This is a genomic window from Desulforegulaceae bacterium (assembly GCA_034006035.1).
Lineage (GTDB): Bacteria > Desulfobacterota > Desulfobacteria > Desulfobacterales > JACKCP01 > JACKCP01.
In genome coordinates this window covers 38,663-56,334 of record JAVETN010000012.1, presented here as the reverse complement: position 1 = coordinate 56,334, position 17,672 = coordinate 38,663, and the positions used below count along the sequence as shown (strand labels likewise).

Annotated in this window: 21 protein-coding genes and 4 tRNA genes; 24 read left to right on the top strand and 1 reads right to left on the bottom strand. The window is 34.1% G+C overall.

The genetic code is table 11. From position 1 onward, the window contains the following. Positions 1-13 precede the first annotated feature (13 nt). On the bottom strand, positions 14-1,402 hold the full coding sequence (locus tag RBR53_09665; GenBank protein ID MDY0132922.1) for a M23 family metallopeptidase: 1,389 nt from the start codon (positions 1,400-1,402) through the stop codon (positions 14-16). Between the two features lie 530 nt (positions 1,403-1,932). Between RBR53_09665 and kdsA the strand changes: the two genes are divergently transcribed. The 24 genes from kdsA to RBR53_09545 all read left to right on the top strand — a co-directional run bounded on the left by kdsA (position 1,933) and on the right by RBR53_09545 (position 17,624). Beyond that, complete coding sequence (kdsA, locus tag RBR53_09660) at positions 1,933-2,730, top strand: 3-deoxy-8-phosphooctulonate synthase (protein MDY0132921.1); 798 nt, start codon at positions 1,933-1,935, stop codon at positions 2,728-2,730. Continuing rightward, a complete protein-coding gene (locus tag RBR53_09655) occupies positions 2,723-3,262 on the top strand; it encodes an HAD-IIIA family hydrolase (GenBank protein ID MDY0132920.1) in 540 nt (179 codons plus the stop codon). The genes kdsA and RBR53_09655 overlap by 8 nt, the downstream gene beginning before the upstream one ends. After that, positions 3,259-3,768 (top strand): LPS export ABC transporter periplasmic protein LptC, encoded by a 510-nt coding sequence (gene lptC, locus RBR53_09650; GenBank protein MDY0132919.1) that lies wholly within the window; start codon positions 3,259-3,261, stop codon positions 3,766-3,768. The genes RBR53_09655 and lptC overlap by 4 nt, the downstream gene beginning before the upstream one ends. Continuing rightward, positions 3,758-4,264 carry a lipopolysaccharide transport periplasmic protein LptA gene (gene lptA, locus RBR53_09645; protein MDY0132918.1) on the top strand — a complete coding sequence of 169 codons (507 nt, stop codon included), beginning with the start codon at positions 3,758-3,760 and terminating at the stop codon, positions 4,262-4,264. The genes lptC and lptA overlap by 11 nt, the downstream gene beginning before the upstream one ends. Before the next feature lies 1 nt (position 4,265). Then, positions 4,266-4,988 carry an LPS export ABC transporter ATP-binding protein gene (gene lptB / locus RBR53_09640; GenBank protein ID MDY0132917.1) on the top strand — a complete coding sequence of 241 codons (723 nt, stop codon included), beginning with the start codon at positions 4,266-4,268 and terminating at the stop codon, positions 4,986-4,988. Between the two features lie 169 nt (positions 4,989-5,157). Beyond that, positions 5,158-6,603: an RNA polymerase factor sigma-54 gene (gene rpoN / locus RBR53_09635; protein MDY0132916.1), complete on the top strand. Its 1,446-nt coding sequence runs from the start codon at positions 5,158-5,160 to the stop codon at positions 6,601-6,603. Between the two features lie 11 nt (positions 6,604-6,614). Then, entirely contained in the window at positions 6,615-6,971 is a 357-nt protein-coding gene (gene raiA / locus RBR53_09630; protein MDY0132915.1) for a ribosome-associated translation inhibitor RaiA, read from the top strand. Between the two features lie 254 nt (positions 6,972-7,225). After that, the gene (locus tag RBR53_09625) at positions 7,226-7,684 is read left to right on the top strand and encodes a PTS sugar transporter subunit IIA (GenBank protein ID MDY0132914.1); all 459 of its coding nucleotides are present in this window, start codon (positions 7,226-7,228) and stop codon (positions 7,682-7,684) included. Positions 7,685-7,840: 156 nt separating this feature from the next. Continuing rightward, complete coding sequence (rapZ, locus tag RBR53_09620; protein MDY0132913.1) at positions 7,841-8,710, top strand: RNase adapter RapZ; 870 nt, start codon at positions 7,841-7,843, stop codon at positions 8,708-8,710. A gap of 7 nt (positions 8,711-8,717) precedes the next feature. Then, a complete protein-coding gene (locus RBR53_09615) occupies positions 8,718-9,146 on the top strand; it encodes a PTS sugar transporter subunit IIA (protein MDY0132912.1) in 429 nt (142 codons plus the stop codon). Continuing rightward, entirely contained in the window at positions 9,139-9,594 is a 456-nt protein-coding gene (gene rimI, locus RBR53_09610; GenBank protein MDY0132911.1) for a ribosomal protein S18-alanine N-acetyltransferase, read from the top strand. The genes RBR53_09615 and rimI overlap by 8 nt, the downstream gene beginning before the upstream one ends. Beyond that, positions 9,591-10,595: a type I glyceraldehyde-3-phosphate dehydrogenase gene (gap, locus tag RBR53_09605; protein MDY0132910.1), complete on the top strand. Its 1,005-nt coding sequence runs from the start codon at positions 9,591-9,593 to the stop codon at positions 10,593-10,595. Before rimI ends, gap begins: the two co-directional genes overlap by 4 nt. Positions 10,596-10,611: 16 nt before the next feature. Continuing rightward, on the top strand, positions 10,612-11,373 hold the full coding sequence (gene tpiA, locus RBR53_09600) for a triose-phosphate isomerase (protein MDY0132909.1): 762 nt from the start codon (positions 10,612-10,614) through the stop codon (positions 11,371-11,373). 13 nt (positions 11,374-11,386) lie between these two features. Beyond that, entirely contained in the window at positions 11,387-11,692 is a 306-nt protein-coding gene (gene secG / locus RBR53_09595) for a preprotein translocase subunit SecG (GenBank protein MDY0132908.1), read from the top strand. 6 nt (positions 11,693-11,698) lie between these two features. Further along, positions 11,699-11,784 (top strand) — tRNA-Leu (locus tag RBR53_09590). 52 nt (positions 11,785-11,836) lie between these two features. Continuing rightward, positions 11,837-11,921: transfer RNA gene (locus tag RBR53_09585), tRNA-Tyr, on the top strand. Positions 11,922-11,928: 7 nt separating this feature from the next. Further along, positions 11,929-12,004 (top strand) — tRNA-Lys (locus tag RBR53_09580). 3 nt (positions 12,005-12,007) lie between these two features. Continuing rightward, positions 12,008-12,085, top strand: a tRNA-Glu gene (locus tag RBR53_09575). A 116-nt stretch (positions 12,086-12,201) separates the two neighbouring features. Continuing rightward, positions 12,202-12,864: an isoprenoid biosynthesis glyoxalase ElbB gene (gene elbB / locus RBR53_09570; GenBank protein ID MDY0132907.1), complete on the top strand. Its 663-nt coding sequence runs from the start codon at positions 12,202-12,204 to the stop codon at positions 12,862-12,864. Between the two features lie 100 nt (positions 12,865-12,964). After that, positions 12,965-13,351: a hypothetical protein gene (locus RBR53_09565; protein ID MDY0132906.1), complete on the top strand. Its 387-nt coding sequence runs from the start codon at positions 12,965-12,967 to the stop codon at positions 13,349-13,351. Positions 13,352-13,537: 186 nt separating this feature from the next. After that, positions 13,538-15,484: an indolepyruvate ferredoxin oxidoreductase subunit alpha gene (locus tag RBR53_09560; GenBank protein ID MDY0132905.1), complete on the top strand. Its 1,947-nt coding sequence runs from the start codon at positions 13,538-13,540 to the stop codon at positions 15,482-15,484. After that, a complete protein-coding gene (locus RBR53_09555) occupies positions 15,474-16,091 on the top strand; it encodes a 2-oxoacid:acceptor oxidoreductase family protein (protein MDY0132904.1) in 618 nt (205 codons plus the stop codon). Before RBR53_09560 ends, RBR53_09555 begins: the two co-directional genes overlap by 11 nt. A 61-nt stretch (positions 16,092-16,152) precedes the next feature. Continuing rightward, entirely contained in the window at positions 16,153-16,500 is a 348-nt protein-coding gene (locus tag RBR53_09550) for a TraR/DksA C4-type zinc finger protein (GenBank protein ID MDY0132903.1), read from the top strand. 287 nt (positions 16,501-16,787) lie between these two features. Beyond that, positions 16,788-17,624 (top strand): endonuclease/exonuclease/phosphatase family protein, encoded by an 837-nt coding sequence (locus tag RBR53_09545; GenBank protein ID MDY0132902.1) that lies wholly within the window; start codon positions 16,788-16,790, stop codon positions 17,622-17,624. The last annotated feature ends 48 nt before the right edge of the window (positions 17,625-17,672 follow it).

The following is a 17,672-nucleotide window of genomic DNA, read 5'->3' as shown; positions in this document are numbered from 1 at the left end:
GTCTTGGTAATGACTATTGATAGGTCAAAAGCAGATCAAGTTTTGATGTAATATTGTTTTTTATCCAGTTTGGATCAAGCCATTCTATTGGGTTAACAAATCTATTGTTTATAAACATTCCAAAATGAAGATGATCTCCAACAGCCATTCCTGTGGTGCCTGTCTTTCCAATAACCTGACCTTTTTCAACATGATCGCCTTTTTTAACGTCAGCCTGACTTAGATGAGAGTAGATACTGAAAAGACCGAAACCATGATCAATTGTAATGGTAAGCCCAAAGATTCCAATGGACTTGACATCAGCAATTATCCCAGTGTTTGCAGCAGGAACATCGGCATTGGCTACAGAAGCAAGGTCTATTCCCATGTGGTAGGAATCGTCAATTATTTTATCATTATAATAATATTTTCTATGATCTGCAAAACCCGCTCTATTTGCAGAACCCCTCATCTGGAGAAACCTATCTTCCCACAATTTTTTATTTACACTATTTTCAGCAACCTTGGTAACTTCCCTGGAATTTTTTTCTCTGTACTCATTATTAATATAAAGAAACTTTTTTAAAAGATCGGAAGGATCTTCAACAGGAACATTAAATTCAGGCATTTTCCATTGAAGAAAATTGTCTGTAATATCTATCTTGTCTTCTTTAAACCATGCCTTTCTTATATAATAAGGAAAGCCTGCTTTTTTTTCATTCCCTGCCCTGTCAACTGCAATTATATATAAAGGCTTATTATTCTCAGTTTTGTGATCAAGGGCAAAAAAAGCTATTTTATAGTGGGGATCTTTTATAAACCCTGAGTATCCAGGAAAGAACTCATCCCCAACCATTACCCCGTCTCTTGAATCAAGCTCTGAAACCTTGTAGCAAACAAGCCCAGCTCCTCCAGGAGTTATATAGTGCTGTCTTGACAAAACAGAAATATTTGGCGGAGTTGTGTCAATCATCACATCTTTTTGAAGGTATAGTTTATTTCCCTTAAAAAAAGAACGAAGCGAAGAGTCTCTGACAAGAAGCTTTAAAGTTGCCATACTGTCAGGAAGTCCCAGCTCTCTTGGATTAAACTTTAATGAAATTTCATAGGATTCAACTCCTGTACCCAGCATAAAACTTTTTGTTTCAAAAGTCTTTTCTTCTAAAAGAATTTCCCTTTCACCTGAACTCAGATAAAGACGAATTTCTTTGAGTCCCCTTCCCTTTTCACTTATAGGTATTGAAATTTGGGTGTTGCTGCCTATTGAAGTTGGAACTTCATCTAACGAAGCTTTTGGCTTTTTTCCTTCAAACCAGAAAATAAGTGCAAAAACAATAAAAGATATCAATATTAAAAACAGCAGAAACAACCAAATTTTTTTAAAGCCACTGCTTGTTTTATTACCTATTTTTTTTCTTGCCACAACAACCTCCATTACAGATTTTAAAATTTTTTTATGAATATCAGCAAGGTTAACAGTTATCAAGTGTAAATGGTAAAATATTTATCCACGCTGTTTTCTATAAATTTTATTGAACAAACCCGCCTTGCCAAAACTCAATCCTTCAAATTAGTTATGAATGTTGAAAGTACAATGCCTGCCTGCTCTTATTCCCATTGACTTTTTCATGAACCAAGTTTTACAATATAAAATCTAAAGTAGATAAATTTCAGCTTAAACCAAAACATTTTAATCTGGAAAAACTTAGCCAATTTTCAGGTTGTTGCAGATCTGCATAAAATAAAATTCTTGGCTTGCAAAATCAGTGTAAAACTAAAAATATAAAACTTCTTTCTAAAACAAAAATGCTTAATTTATTGCCTCTATGGAAAAAAGAAACTAAAATAGTTTTTTTTAAAAGAAGCTCATTCTCAGATTTTACAACAAAAATTAATAGACCTTGGGGGAGGATGGCAACTTTGACCAATTAACAGTCTTGGAGAAAATTTACTATGCAAACTCTTTTTAATGAAAAAAAACTATTTATAATTGCAGGACCTTGTGTAATTGAAAAAAGGGATATCCTTTTTCAGATTGCAGAAAAACTTTGTAAAATCAAAGAGATGGAAAAAATAGAAATAATTTTCAAAGCCTCTTATGACAAAGCAAACCGAACATCCATCTCATCTTTCAGAGGACCCGGAAAATATGATGGTCTAAAATACCTTGAAGAAATAAAAACCAAATTTGGCCTTCCTGTAACCTCAGACATCCACCATCCTGAAGATGCTGATGCAGTAAAAGAAGTTCTTGATATAATTCAGATTCCAGCTTTTCTTTGCAGACAAACAGATCTTATACTCGAGGCAGCAAAAACAAATCTTCCTGTAAACATCAAAAAAGGACAATTTCTTGCTCCTTGGGATGTCAAAAATATCATTGACAAGGCAAAATCCACGGGAAATGAAAAAATAATTATCACTGAAAGAGGAACAACCTTTGGATACAACAATCTTGTTGTAGATTTTAGAGGAATTCCCATAATAAAAGATTTTGGAGTCCCTGTAGTATTTGACGCAACCCACAGCATTCAAATACCCGGAGGACTTGGGACTTCGTCCTCAGGCCAAAGAGAAATGGCTCCTGTTCTTGCCAAAGCAGCAGTTGCAGCCGGAGTTAATGGAGTTTTTATGGAAATCCACCCAGATCCTGACAATGCCCTTTGCGACGGACCAAACTCCCTTTATCTAGACAAAGTTCATAAACTAGTGAAAACCCTTCTCAGGGTCAAAGAGGCTTCCTGTGACTAAACCTTTTGCTTTTTTTAAAAAAACTAAACTCCTTCTTCTTGATGTTGACGGTATTTTAACAGAAGGTACAATAACCTATACTTCATCTGGCGAAGAGCTTAAAAGCTTTTCTGTCAAAGACGGACTTGGGATAAGACTGCTTCAAAATGCAGGAATAAAAACAGCTGTTGTAACTGCAAGAGAATCTGAAATGGTTTCTAGAAGATGCAGGGAACTTTCAATAAATCCGGTTTTCCAAAATATAAAGAAAAAAAGAAAAGTAATTGAAATAATAGAAAAAGAATTGAAAATTAAAAAGGAAAATATCTGCTGTATGGGAGATGATCTTATTGATATTCCATTAATGCAGATTTGCGGAATCTCTGCTACTGTACCTGACTCCTGTGAGGAGGTAAAAAATCTAGCCATGTATATAACTAAGAAACAAGGCGGTAAAGGTGCTGTCAGAGAAGTTTGTGAGCTCATCCTCAAATCAAAAGGGCTTTGGGAAAAAAGCATAGAGTCTTTTATCAACCCGGAGCAAGGCAATTGAGTTATAAAAAACTTTTTTATTTGGTTTCTCTTTTTGCTTATATTTCAACTTCATCCCTATCTTTTGTTTCTGCAAATCAGGGTTCAATAATCATTTCAAATCTTTCCCATAACATTTCTTCCAAGGGAAAGCTTTTATATAAAATAAAAGCAAAATCAGGAACAATGGAAGATTTTCACTCTAAATCCTTAATTCTTGACTCAATTGAAGTTATTCTTATAAATCAGGGCAAACCCGATTTTAGAATCTTTGCAGACAAGGGGAAACTTGATACAAAAGAAAAAAACCTTGAACTTAATAAAAATATAAGAGCTTTTAATGACAAATATAAAATCACCTGCAATAAACTTTTTTTTAAAAACAACAAAAAAATGATATACCTTGATGGGAATGTAAAAATAAAATCTGAAACTTCTTTGTTTTTGTCAGACAAAGGGGAATTTGATATTGAAGAAGATACCTTAACACTTACAAATAATGTAAAAGGCTTTTTAAATGAAATTTAAATTAATATTTTTAAAAACAACAATTGTTTTTTTCTTAATTATATCATCACTTACTCAAGCCGGTGCAGATGAAAAAAAACAAGAGCCTACAAATATAAGAGCAGATTCAATGAAGGTAGTTCAAAATGAAAATATAACAATTTTTTCTGGAAATGTTAATGTGGTAAAGGGAAAAACAATAATTGATTGTGAAAAACTGATTGTTCACCACAAAAACTCTGACTCAGTCAATTCAACTCCGGACAGAAACTCCTTTAAGTCCATAGAGGCAAAAGGCAAGGTAAGGATCCAGATGGAAGACAAAAGAGCAAAAGCTGAAAATGCAATTTTTAATTCTGACAAAGAAATTCTGATTCTTACTGGAGGTCGGCCTGAAATAATTGACTCAGGAAACAAAATTTCAGGGGATTCAATAACCTATTTTATAAAAACAGGAATAATGGAAGTGGAAAAAAACTCAGACTCGCAAGTGGAAGCAACCTTTATAAATGAATAAAATGAAAACCCTAGATCTCAAAGATCTTGAAAAATCATACGGAAAAAGAAAAGTTGTTTCAGGAGTAAACATCTCTATTAACACCTCAACAGTCACCGGACTTTTAGGGCCAAACGGAGCCGGAAAAACAACAACTTTTAATATGGCTGTGGGTCTTATTTCCCCTGACAAAGGCAGGGTTCTTCTCGATAACTTTGACATAACAGATTATCAGATATACAAAAGAGGTAAAAAGGGAATAGGATATCTTCCCCAGGAAGCATCTGTTTTTAAAAAACTTTCTGTGGCAGACAACCTAAAAATAATACTTGAACATACTAAACTTAAAAAAAACGAAATAGAATCAAAAATTGATTCCCTTTTAAGCGAGTTCAATATTGAAAGGCTCAAACACCAAAAAGCTGAGAGCCTTTCAGGCGGAGAAAGAAGACGGCTGGAAATCTGCAGAGTTTTATCAACAGATCCTGACTTTGTACTTTTGGACGAACCATTTGCAGGAGTTGACCCTATCGCAGTATCTGATCTTCAAGAAATCATCTCTTATCTTTCACAAAAAAACATAGGAGTTCTTATATCAGATCATAATGTAAGGGAAACACTAGGAGTTTGCGACACTGCGTATATAATAAACAACGGAACAATAATAAAAAGCGGAACCCCCGAAGAAGTTGCAGCCGATGAAATAGTAAAAAAAACATACCTTGGAAAAAACTTTAAAATGTAGGATTAGTGATTATTTTATTAGCTAGTTTAAGATTGTAATTTTTACTTTCTTCAAAAAACAAAACAACTTTAAATATAAACGATGAAACTTTTACTTTAAGACAAAATGGACAAGTTTTCAATTTTTTCTTCTATTAATTTAAGCTTAACTCAGATAGAGAAACTTTAAAATGGCTTTTGAACTAAGACAGGAACTAAAACTTTCACAGCAGCTTGTTATGACTCCCCAGTTGCAGCAGGCGATAAAACTGCTTCAACTTTCAAGGCAGGAACTCATAGAAACAATCCAACAAGAGCTTGTTGAAAATCCTGCCCTTGAAGAAAGAATTTCCGATGACAAAGACTCAGATGAGGTCAGCCCTGATGAGCTTAGTCCTGAAGAAACTTCTTCAGAAGAAAAAACAGTGGAGCTCAAAGAAGACAAGTTCCCAGATGAAACTGACTGGGAAAACTATATTGAAGAATATAATACCCCAGGAAGGATGAACTTTGACCCCGAAATCAAAGAAGGGCCAAGGTATGAAGCATTTGTAGCAAAAAAAGACAGCCTTGAAGATCATCTTCTATGGCAGTTCAAAATGCTTTCCCCAACAGAGGAAGAGGAGCGGATAGCATCTGCTGTAATAGGAAACCTTGATGATGACGGTTATCTTAAGATTGATATTGACGAAATTTCAGCCGCTACAAAATCTAAACCTGAGGACATTGAATATATCCTTGAAACCATGCTCCAAACCCTTGATCCGCCCGGTGTTTGCTCAAGAAGCCTTGAGGAATGCCTTCTAAATCAGCTAAAACTTCTTAATGTCAGTGATGAAAGACTTGAAATCCTAATAAAAAACCATTTAACTGATCTTGGAAACAACAGGATAAAAAACATTGCAAAGGCAATGGGGATTTCAACAGATCTTGTGATGGAATATGTGGAAATTATCAGAACTCTTGAACCCAAACCCGGAAGAATTTTTTTTGATGAAACTGCAAACTATATCACCCCAGATATTTATATTTACAGAGAAAAAGATGATTTTATAATTGTGTTAAATGATGACGGATTCCCCAATCTTCACATCAACCCTTATTACGAAAAGGCTGTGGCAAATACAGCTGAAAAAATAGACAGAGATACAAAAAGCTATTTAAGGGAAAGAATAAGAACTGCATCAGGACTTATAAAAAGTATTTATCAGCGTCAAAGAACTATTTACAGAGTTACTGACTCCATTTTAAAACATCAAAGAGAGTTTTTTGAAAAAGGGATTGAACATTTAAAACCAATGATTTTAAATGATATTGCTGAAGATATTGAAATGCATGCTTCAACCATAAGCAGAGTAACTACAAACAAATATGTTCACACTCCCCAGGGAGTTTATGAGCTCAAATTCTTTTTTAACAGTTCTATTTCAAAAAAAGACGGGGATTCCATTGCATCTGTCAGCGTTCATGATAAAATAAAAAGAATAATTGAAGAAGAGGATTCAAAAAAACCTTTAAGTGATGATAAGATTTCTAAAATCCTTAAATCACAAGGAATTAAAATCGCAAGAAGGACAGTGGCCAAATACAGGGAGGCTTTAAAAATTCTCCCCTCAAGCAAACGTAAACAATACTAGGAGGTGGATGTATGAACATTTCTGTGTCTTTCAAGAACCTTGAACCATCTGACTCATTAAGAGACTATGTCCAAAAAAAACTTGAAAAGATTGAGAAAAGACTAGACGCACCTGCAGAAGCTGAAGTTGTGCTCACTGTAGAAAAAATAAGACATATCACAGAAGTAAGACTCAGCAGCGACAAGCTTCATATAAATGCCAAAGAAGAGTCTGATAATATGTACTCTTCCATTGATCTTGTTCTTGATAAGGTAAAAAGACAGATCAAAAGAGCAAAGGATAAAATGCATGAAAAAAGGCCTATCTCCAAAAATGGAATCAAAGATGAAGATCTTCTCCCTGAGGAGCCGGTAACTGATATTGAATAAACCTCATTAAAGTTAAATCAGTATAAAATTAAAGCCGTTTCCAACAAATGGAAACGGCTGATTTATTTTAACCTAGGGAAAAACTCCAGCCCCAATCAAAAGAATAAAGGCTTTAGAACCTTGATAATAAAACCAATAAATGTTAAAAAAAGCTTTCAATTGTAAAAAATTTGAAGATAAAAGATTGTTTATCGTGCCTGGATTTCAAGTTTTAAATTGCAGAAATTATTAAATAAAGAAATATGTTAAATCAAATGAAACTAAAAGACTACTTACTCCCTGAATTTATAAATATGGATTTGAAATCAAGAGATAAAAAAGCTGTGCTTGAAGAACTAGCCGTTCCTCTTTCTAAGTACTCAGGAATAGAAAACAACGACCTTGTAAAAATCCTTCTTGAAAGAGAAAGACTGGGAAGCACAGGAATAGGAAAAGGCATTGCTATTCCCCACGGAAAAGTTGCGGGCCTTGAAAAACTCATGATAGGATTCGGCCTCAGCCAAAATGGAGTAAGCTTTGAATCAATTGATGATAAACCAGCTTTTATATTCTTCACAATTGTTACTCCTGAAGATTCATCAGGAGATCATCTAAAAGTTCTTGCAAAAATTTCAAGCATATTAAGAGACAGTTCAATAAGAAAACAAATTAAAACGGCTTCAACTTCTGAAGAAATACTAGATTTGATAGATGAAAACGATCCAAATGATTAAAACAGGAGTTAAAAAACTGTTTTTTGTCCATTTCAACGTCAGATTAGAATTTAATCCTTAAATCAATAAAGTATTCCTGCGGTTAAATTTGTTATCTTTTCTTGAACTAAAACAAAACACTGGTTTTTGACTAATCACTAAAATAGGGAAAATAAAATGAAAAACACTCCTATATTTATAATAACTGGGGAATCAGGCTCCGGTAAATCAGTTGCTCTGAATGCTTTTGAAGATTGCGGATTCTATTGCGTTGACAATATGCCTGCGGCACTGCTTCCAAAATTTCTTGAACTTCCTTTGAGCAAAGAGGCCGAAGAAGTAGCCGGAATAGCGTTTGGAATGGACTTAAGAGAAAAAAGATTTATAAATGTTTACCCTGAAGTTTTTGATTTTTTAAATGAGAACAATTATTCCCATAAAATTATTTTTCTTAAAGCTTCTGAAGAAACTCTTATAAAAAGATACAGCCAGACAAGAAGACACCACCCTTTTGCAAAAGACTCAAACCTCCTAGAAGGAATCAGGCATGAAAAACAATTATTAGCTGACTTAGAGCTTAAATCAGACACTGTTATAGATACATCTTCCTATACAGTGCATGAGCTTAAAGCTGAAATTTCTTCAATAGCCTCTGAATATACAAAAATAAAAGAAATGAGAATAGACTTTGTATCTTTTGGTTTTAAGTATGGAATACCAAAAGATTTAGACCTTTTAATAGATGTAAGATTTCTTAGAAATCCCTACTTTATAGCTGAGCTTAAAGAAAAAACCGGGGAAGATGAAGAGGTAAAAAACTATGTTTTAAATAACAAGAGAGCAGAAGAGTTTTTAAAAAAATTCACTGATCTCCTTGACTATTTGATACCTTTATATAAAAAAGAGGGCAAGGCGTATTTAACCTTGGGAGTCGGCTGTACAGGAGGCAGGCATAGATCTGTTGCTGTTTCCAGATATTTATTTAACTATATCAGCAGACACGCAGCCAAAGCCGGGATCTTGCATAGAGATATAACCCGCCGGTAATAAAGAAATGCGAGGTATTATGATAGGAATTATAATAGTAACACACGGAAATCTCGGCAAAGTACTTCTTGAAACAGCCGAAATGATAATAGGTTCAAAAATTGAAAACTGCATAGATGTTTCAATTAATGTAAACGAAAATGCTGACGGTTTGCGGGATAAAATTAAACAAGCCATAAAAAAAGCAGATAACAATCAAGGAATAATTATCCTTACTGATATGTTCGGCGGCACCCCTTCAAATTTAAGCTATTCTTTTCTTGAAGAAGGCAAAACAGAAGTTCTGTCCGGAATAAATCTGCCTGTTCTTATAAGAGCATCAGAACTTAGAAAAAGACTGCCCTTGCCAGAAGTTGCTCAAAGAATAGAAACATTTGGGAAAAAAAGTATTTCTCTTGCAAGCGGTATACTAAAGGGCAATCCAAGAAGTGTGTGATGTTTTTTCCATTGAAAAGGTTTTAGACGATGACCTTGAAGTCTTACAAAAAGAAGAAATAAATCATTTTGAGAACCCCTGGTCATTACAAAGCTATAAAGAAGAGCTTATTCACCCAGGGAGCAGAATAAAAAAAGCAGTATTTAAAAGCCGCATTTGCGGCTTTGCAGTTTCAAGATTAATACTTGAAGAAATGCATATTTTAAAAATTTGCATTTTAAAAGAGTTTCAAAGAAAAAATATAGGTTCAGCTCTTTTAGATTCTCTTATTGAAGAACTAAAAACCCAAATTACCCAGGTTCTTTTGGAAGTAAGAGAGAACAATTCAACAGCTTTATCCTTTTATAAAAAAAACGGGTTTAAAGTAGTAGGTAAAAGAAAAAACTATTATGGACAGGGAGTTCATGCCCTGAATATGACTAAAGATTTATCCGGAGGAAATAAATGACTGTTAGAATAGGAATTAACGGTTTTGGCAGAATAGGAAGATCAATGCTTCGGGCCGCCCTTGAAAAAAAAGATGTAGAAATTGTGGGAATCAATGATCCTGCTCCTGTTGAGACAATGGCCCATCTTATAAAATATGACTCTGTTCACGGTATCTTAAACGCAGAGGTGAGTTCAGATAAAAATTCACTGATAATAAACGGAAAAAAAATTGCATATTCTTCTGAAAAAGATCCCTCGCTTCTTCCGTGGAAAAAGCTTGAAATTGATATAGCTGCAGAATGCACAGGAATCTTCAAGGACAAAAAAGATGCATCAAAACATCTTGAATCAGGTGCAAAAAAAGTTATAATATCTGCACCTTCAAACGATCCTGATGTAACAATTGTTCTTGGTGTAAATGAGGAGGTTTATGATAGAAAAAAGCATTTTATCATTTCAAATGCTTCCTGCACTACCAATTGTCTTGCTCCTGTGGCCAAAGTTTTAAAAGATAACTTCGGAATAAAGCAAGGGTTTATGACAACAGTACACTCATACACAGGTGCTCAGAATATACTTGATTCTCCCCATAAAGATCTAAGAAGGGCAAGAACAGCAGGAGTTTCAATGGTACCTACTACAACTGGAGCAGCTAAAGCTGTAGGAATTGTAATCCCTGAACTTAAAGGAAGACTTAATGGGCTCTCCATGAGAGTTCCCACTCCAAATGTTTCAATTATTGATTTTGTAATAAACACAGAAAAAAAAGGACTTACAAGGGACGAGATAAACAATGCCCTTAAAAAAGCTTCTGAAACAACGATGAAGGGGATTTTAGGATATTGCGAAGAACCTCTTGTATCCATTGACTTTAATGGCTCAAGACTTTCTTCTGTTGTTGACAGTCTTTTAACAGATGCTATTGATGATATGGTTAAAGTATTTTCCTGGTATGACAATGAAACTGGCTATTCAACAAGAATGATTGAGCTTGCAGCTTTTATTGGCAGGGATTTGTAAAAAACGGAGAAAAAAAATGAAAAAGAGAAAATGCTTGATTGCTGGCAACTGGAAAATGTACAAAACCCCGGAGGAGTCAGTAACTGAGGCTCTAAAAATTTTTTCAATGCTGGATGAAAAAGATTTTGAAAGAAGAGATGTGATGATATCTCCAACTTTTACCTCAATTTATCCGGTCTATGAAGCCATTAAAAACACAAACATCACCCTTGGTGCCCAAAATATTTATTTTGAGACAGAAGGAGCGTATACAGGAGAAATTTCTGCAACAATGGCCAAAGCCTCAGGTTGTAAGTATGTAATCCTTGGCCACTCTGAAAGAAGACAAATTTTCAATGAAACAGACGAATTAATAAATAAAAAGATTTCTTCTGCAATTTCAACAGGTTTAATCCCTATTTTATGCATTGGCGAAACAAAATCTGAAAGAAATTCAAATAAAACTTTAAATATCCTTGACAAACAAGTCCAAAACGGATTAAAAGGCATTCCCGTAAGCATGGGTAACGAGCTTGTAATCGCATATGAACCTGTATGGGCAATTGGAACTGGTGAAACAGCCTCCCCAGATCAGGTAGAAGAAGCTCATTTTAATATCCGTAAGCTCATTGAAAAAATTTATAATAAAGATGTTGCTGATAATATTAAATTACTGTATGGTGGCAGCGTTAAATCAGGGAATGCAAAAGAACTTCTTTCTCTTGAAAATGTTGACGGAGCTCTTGTAGGCGGAGCAAGCCTCAAGGCAGAAGATTTTACTGAAATAATTAAAGCTTAATGGTATAAATTTTATGACTATCTTTCTTGTTACCATACATATAATAGCCTCAATCATGATAGTAATCATGGTTCTGCTCCAATCAGGTAAAGGTTCAAGCCTTGGTGCAGCACTTGGAGGTGGAAGTAATCAGACTTTGTTTGGGCCTGCAGGTTCAGGCAATATTTTAACAAAAATAACTACAGGCCTTGCAATAGTGTTTATGGTCACTTCCATGTCTTTGGCTTATATATCAGGAAAACCCAGTTCAAGTTCAGTTCTGGACAAGGTAAAACAGGAAGCACCCTTGAAAACAGATAATACCGAGGCAGCAAATTAAAAAGCCGCCGAAGTGGTGGAACTGGTAGACACGCAGTGTTGAGGGCGCTGTGGGTAAATCCCGTGCCGGTTCGATTCCGGCCTTCGGCACCAGGCAACACAAAATATAAATTTTATTATAAAAGTTCTTTAAAAAAGTTTTCATGGTGGGGTTCCCGAGTGGTCAAAGGGATCAGACTGTAAATCTGACGGCTCAGCCTTCGAAGGTTCAAATCCTTCTCCCACCACCAAAATAAAGGGTCATTAACTCAGCTGGTAGAGTATCTGCCTTTTAAGCAGAGAGTCGTTGGTTCGAATCCAACATGACCCACCATGCGTCCCCATCGTCTAGTTCGGTCCAGGACACCGGCCTTTCACGCCGGCGACAGGGGTTCAAATCCCCTTGGGGACGCCAACAGACAACAAGAGTCACTGATTTTAAATCGTGGCTCTTTTTTTTTGGCTAATTTTTATGTATGCTTATAAAAAATAAGAACATTAATCTTAATCAGCAAATATAAAGGAGTCAAAATGAAATCAATTGGCATTATCCTATCTGGATGCGGAGTAAATGACGGAACAGAAGTTCACGAAGCTGTAATAACCATGCTATGTCTTGATCAAAAAAATGCAGACATTTCATATTTTGCCCCAGACATCAATCAAGCCAATGTAATAAATCATTCAAATCAGGAATTAATGTCTGAATCAAGAAATATTAAAATTGAATCTGCAAGAATTTCAAGAGGCAATATAAAAGACATAAAATCAGCTGATTCCGATAAATTGGACGCTTTAATTTTACCTGGGGGTGCCGGGGCTATAAAAAACTTCTCAAAAATATTTGACAACCCAGCCAGCCCTGAAATAAATCAAGATGTTTCAAATCTTGTAAAAAAAATGCACTCTAAGAAAAAACCAATTGGTTCAATTTGCATCTCCCCTCTTCTTATAGCAGCCATTCTTGGCAATTTTAACCCGGAATTAACCATAGGAAATGACATTAATACTGCTCAGATGATAGAAAAATTTGGCGGAGTTCACAAAAACTGTTCATTTGACTCTATAATAACCGATGAAAAAAACCTTCTTGTATCAACTCCTGCATATATGGTTTCCACAGGCCCGGCACAAGTTTATCAAGGTATAAGTAAATTAGTTGATAAAATATTTGAGTTGTGCAAACAAAACTAAAACAATAATAAAGAAAATGAGCAAGTCTGGCCTTCCAAAGGTCTAGTTTTCAAAATTAAGGCCAAAACAAATAAAACTCATAAAATTTCAAGGTTTAAAAATGAGCAAAGCAAAAATAGTAAGATTCAAGGGATGTTCAAATATTCAGGTAGCCAAAGCATTATCAGATCTAGCTGCTGGGCTTATTGAATTATCCAAAAACGACAAAAGACTTCTTAATCTTGTTATATCTCTTGCTGTTGAAGGGTGGAATCTTTCTCTTTATGAAGACAGTAATGAAAATTATAAAAGAAAAATTGAAGAAAAACTACCTAAAGGGCTGAGTAAAGAAAAAAAACTGATATTTCAAAACTTTCTTTTAAATCTAATAAAACAAAAACAGGAAACTTATCCTGGTTACTTAAAAGGAATAACCTCATTTAATCTTAAAGAAGAAAACGGTAATCTAAATCTTATTGTAAATGCTTTACCAATTAACCCATTATAAAAACAATTGATTAAATAATTTTAAGGTTTGCTTTCTTTAGGGTAAGCCAGTTGGTTTAAAAAACTTATCCAGAGCCAAACCTTAAAATTAAATCTTTTGGGAGCAAGTAAAAAGAAAACCATCAATCAAAAACAAATAGCCCTCAAATTGTACTTTTCATAAATTTCTTGCCTTAAGGATAAAACAATGGAATCCATAGCTGAAATAAAACCTTTTGAAAAAAGACTGATGATGGGAAACCAGGCTTTTGCAAGGGGAATAATTGAATCAGGAGCAAGTTTTGCCTCTGGTTATCCTGGCACTCCTTCAAGTGAAATAATTGAAACTCTTGCCTTAAATTCATCAACCACAGGAATTTATGTTGAATGGTCGGTAAATGAAAAAACAGCTCTAGAAGCAGCTGCAGCCGCTTCCTTTGCAAATCAAAGGGCAGTTTGTGTTATGAAACAAAATGGGGTTAATGTTGCCTCTGATTTTCTTCTTCACCTTTCTTATTCAGGAACAAGAGGAGGGCTTGTACTTATTGTCTGCGATGATCCAGGAGCTCTTTCAAGTGTTAATGAAGGAGAATCCAGGCATTTTGCAAAAATGCTTGAACTTCCCCTTCTTGAACCAGGCGATTTTCAGGAAGCAAAAGATATTGTAAAAACAGCTTTTGAATTGTCTGAAAAACTAAAAACCATTGTAATTATAAGAAGCCTTACAAGACTTTCCCATGCCAGTGGAATTGTAGAAGCCGGAACTATTTCCAAAAAAAACATCTCACCATATTTTCATCATAGCGGATTTATTCTGGATCCGGAAAAAGGACCCATAATGAGTACCCCTGTAACCTACAGGCATGAACTCATGCAAAATCGACTTGAAAATTGTGAGGCTTTTTTCAAAGAAAAAAATTTAAACACATATATTGGTCCTAAAAATCCAGAACTTATAATTATCACAAGTTCTGTTGATTTTTTATATTCAATGGAAGCTCTTGAAGAACTGAATCTTCATCAAAAAGTCGGAGTTTTAAAACTTGTTTCAACCAACCCTTTACCGGAAAATCTTTTAAATGAAATCTTTTTAAAAACCAAAAGTATAATGTTTGCTGAACAAGTACTTCCCTTTATCGAAGAAGGAGTAAAAACTATTTATGCAGACAATTTATCACTTGATAAAAAAATTAAGTTTTACGGTAAAAAATCAGGACATATACCCAGTGTCGGTGAAACTGATACTAATATAATTATTGAAGCTTTAACAAAAATTTTTGATATAAATTATTCAAACTCAGATGAAGAATATGATAAAAAAGTAATTGAAACAGCTTTTTTAAATTTAACCCCGGGTAGAGAAATGACATTTTGCCCAGGATGTCCCCACAGAGCCTCTTTTTTTCATTTGAATAATGCCTTAAAACTTGATGACAAAGATGGTTTTATCTGTGGTGATATTGGGTGCTATACTCTTGGAATGCTTCCTTCTGGCTATTCAACTTTAAAAACAATCCACAGTATGGGCTCAGGAACAGGAATTGCCTCAGGATTTGGAGTATTGAAAAAACAGGGATTTGCCCAAACTGTTTTAAGTGTTTGCGGAGATTCAACTTTTTTCCATTCAGGAATCCCTCCTCTGATAAATGCAGTTCACAATAATAGTGAAATGACAATGGTAGTTTTAGATAATTCAGGTACTGCAATGACAGGGTTTCAACCCCACCCAGGAGAAAAAGGCACAGCAATTGATTTTAGTGGAATCCCTTTGAAAATTGAAGAAATTTCCAAAGCCTGCGGTGCAGACACTTATCTTCTTGACCCCTTTGATTTTATACAATGTCAGGAAAAAATACCTGAAATAATTTCAAAACAAGGTGTAAAACTGATAATCCTAAGACATCCCTGTGCTTTAAGCCCCCAAAGAAAAAACAAAAAAAAATTTAAAATTAAAATAGACTATGAAAAATGCGTGGGTGACAATTGCGGATGCTTTAATTTTTGCACAAAAGTATTTAAGTGCCCTGCTCTTTTTTTAAATATGGAATCAAAAAAACCTGAAATAGATCCAACTCTTTGTGTTGGATGCGGGTTTTGTGCAGATATCTGTTTTCACAATTCAATAATAAAAACGGAGGCAGGAAATGAGCTCTAAACCCGAAAAAAGTTTAAATATTGTAATTACTGGAGTTGGAGGTCAGGGCAATGTTACCCTTTCAAGACTTATAGGGGAATCTGTTATCAAAGAAAATAAATATATAACCATTGGTGAAACCTTTGGAGCTTCCCAAAGGGGAGGTTCTGTTATGAGCCATTTGAGAATAGGCAGCTCGAAAATATATTCTCCAGTAATTCCTTTAAAAAAAGCTGATATCATAATAGGACTTGAGCCTGTTGAAACATTAAGAGTGCTTTTAATCTATGGAAATAAAAATATAACAACAATATCAAACTCAAAACCCTTAGTTTTTGCAAATGCACTTTCAGGAGAAATCAATTATCCTGAAACGTCTGTTCTTAAAGAAAAAATCAATCTTTTATCAAAAAAAACTATCTTTGATAATTTTACAGAAATGGGGATAAAAGAAGGTCATCATCTTTTATCAAACTCCATAATTTCCGGGGTTCTTTCGGGATTTAAAATCATCAGGGGATTTAACCAGCAAAGTTTTACTAATACAATCAAAAAGTATTACTCAGAAAAAACTCTGGATAAAAACATTGAAGCTTTTTTAAAAGGGGTTAAAATAGCCCAAACCTAACAATTGAACCAAATAAAAATTTTATCTTTTCACTTATTTAACACTTAAATAAAAAGTATTTATGCCTGAAAATAAAATAATTATACTTAAAAAAATTCTTAAAACTCAGCTTGAAGAAAATCTGAAAGTAAAAAAGGCTCTTAAATCAATTACAAAGCCAGTTGAACCTGATGTCTCAATTGGAAGGCTTACAAGAATGGAAGCAATTCAAAGTAAAAGCATTAATGACTCAGCCCTTTTAAAAACAGAAATTAAAATTAAAAACATCCAGGCTGCCTTAAGACGAATTGACTCAGATCCTGACTTTGGATATTGCGATAAATGCGGAGAAGAAATCAATATAAAAAGGCTTAAAATCATGCCAGAAACAAGACTATGTGTAAAATGCATGGCAAAACTGGGCGGATAGGAGCTTTTATTTAGCCCTTAAAAACAGATAAAAAGATTGAACTTCTTAAAATTAAATATATAAACAACAGTAAAGATCTAATAATTTACAGGTAAATTGATGACAAAGGCATTAAATAGGAGATTCTGGTTGAAAGATAAAAACTCCTGAATTAACAGATAAAACCAAGTATATTTTAGCAACTCTGACTTAATTAATTGGGTATTGTAAAGATTGCTACCTTAGTAGCTTAATTCTTTTAGTTCCTGTATTTAAACCTTTAAAACCATTAAACATAAAGTTTTTAAATGGCTAAAAATCAAAAAATCAACAACTTCAAAATTTTTTACTTTTTTATTTTTTTAAGCCTATCATCCTTTTGCAATGCCCAGTCCCTTTCCATAATGACCTGGAACACAGGAGACAGCGACCGCTCCCTACCAAAAGCATCAGAGATCCAGGCTCTCATAAATAAAAACGGACAAAACCCTGATATTTTAATTATCCAGGAAATTTTTTACAATAATTATTCCAGCCTTAAAAAAAGGCTGGATTATAAACACGGAATCCATTCAGCCCAAATCTCCCAAAACCTTAAAAACCTTGCAATCTTAAGTTCTTTTGAACTCTCAGGCCATGAACTGATTGTTTTTTCAAAGAATATATCAGGAGCTCTCAAAACCGAAGTTGAAATGCCTGATAAAAAAAAACTTAAAGTTTACTGCGTTCATTTTGAATACATAAAAAACAAGTCAAGGGATAATAATGGATATGTAAGCTTGAGTTTTAAAGATATAATAGAAATTTTAGCTAAAGAAGTCTCTTGTGAAAATCCCAGAAAACATGAAGCTGAAAAGCTTATTGAAAAAGCAGGAAAACCTGGACAAAGAACTATAATTGCAGGGGATTTTAACACTGTTTCTTTTTCTTCTTCAGTAAGAACAATAAAAAAATTTTATTCAGATGCCGCCCCTATTTTCAAAAGACTGTCCTCGGGAACATATAAAAAAATAAGCTTTCCAATTAAACCAAGAATTGACTATATTTTTCATTCTCCAGACATAAAGATTGAAGCTTTTAAAATTATAAAGGAAACTCCTGGAGATCACTACCCTGTAACTGCAAAAATAAAAGTACTAAATTGAAAATACAACAAACTTTAAAACTTAATATAAATTATTCATCTGCTCCTA

Coding starts and splice junctions, on each gene's coding strand:
- RBR53_09565 (MDY0132906.1), top strand. CDS start 12,965: ATGAGCAAAGCAAAAATAGTAAGATTCAAGGGATGTTCAAATATTCAG.
- kdsA (MDY0132921.1), top strand. CDS start 1,933: ATGCAAACTCTTTTTAATGAAAAAAAACTATTTATAATTGCAGGACCT.
- elbB (MDY0132907.1), top strand. CDS start 12,202: ATGAAATCAATTGGCATTATCCTATCTGGATGCGGAGTAAATGACGGA.
- gap (MDY0132910.1), top strand. CDS start 9,591: ATGACTGTTAGAATAGGAATTAACGGTTTTGGCAGAATAGGAAGATCA.
- secG (MDY0132908.1), top strand. CDS start 11,387: ATGACTATCTTTCTTGTTACCATACATATAATAGCCTCAATCATGATA.
- RBR53_09560 (MDY0132905.1), top strand. CDS start 13,538: ATGGAATCCATAGCTGAAATAAAACCTTTTGAAAAAAGACTGATGATG.
- lptB (MDY0132917.1), top strand. CDS start 4,266: ATGAAAACCCTAGATCTCAAAGATCTTGAAAAATCATACGGAAAAAGA.
- rapZ (MDY0132913.1), top strand. CDS start 7,841: ATGAAAAACACTCCTATATTTATAATAACTGGGGAATCAGGCTCCGGT.
- tpiA (MDY0132909.1), top strand. CDS start 10,612: ATGAAAAAGAGAAAATGCTTGATTGCTGGCAACTGGAAAATGTACAAA.
- rpoN (MDY0132916.1), top strand. CDS start 5,158: ATGGCTTTTGAACTAAGACAGGAACTAAAACTTTCACAGCAGCTTGTT.
- RBR53_09625 (MDY0132914.1), top strand. CDS start 7,226: ATGAAACTAAAAGACTACTTACTCCCTGAATTTATAAATATGGATTTG.
- RBR53_09615 (MDY0132912.1), top strand. CDS start 8,718: ATGCGAGGTATTATGATAGGAATTATAATAGTAACACACGGAAATCTC.
- RBR53_09550 (MDY0132903.1), top strand. CDS start 16,153: ATGCCTGAAAATAAAATAATTATACTTAAAAAAATTCTTAAAACTCAG.
- RBR53_09555 (MDY0132904.1), top strand. CDS start 15,474: ATGAGCTCTAAACCCGAAAAAAGTTTAAATATTGTAATTACTGGAGTT.
- raiA (MDY0132915.1), top strand. CDS start 6,615: ATGAACATTTCTGTGTCTTTCAAGAACCTTGAACCATCTGACTCATTA.
- lptA (MDY0132918.1), top strand. CDS start 3,758: ATGAAATTTAAATTAATATTTTTAAAAACAACAATTGTTTTTTTCTTA.
- RBR53_09545 (MDY0132902.1), top strand. CDS start 16,788: ATGGCTAAAAATCAAAAAATCAACAACTTCAAAATTTTTTACTTTTTT.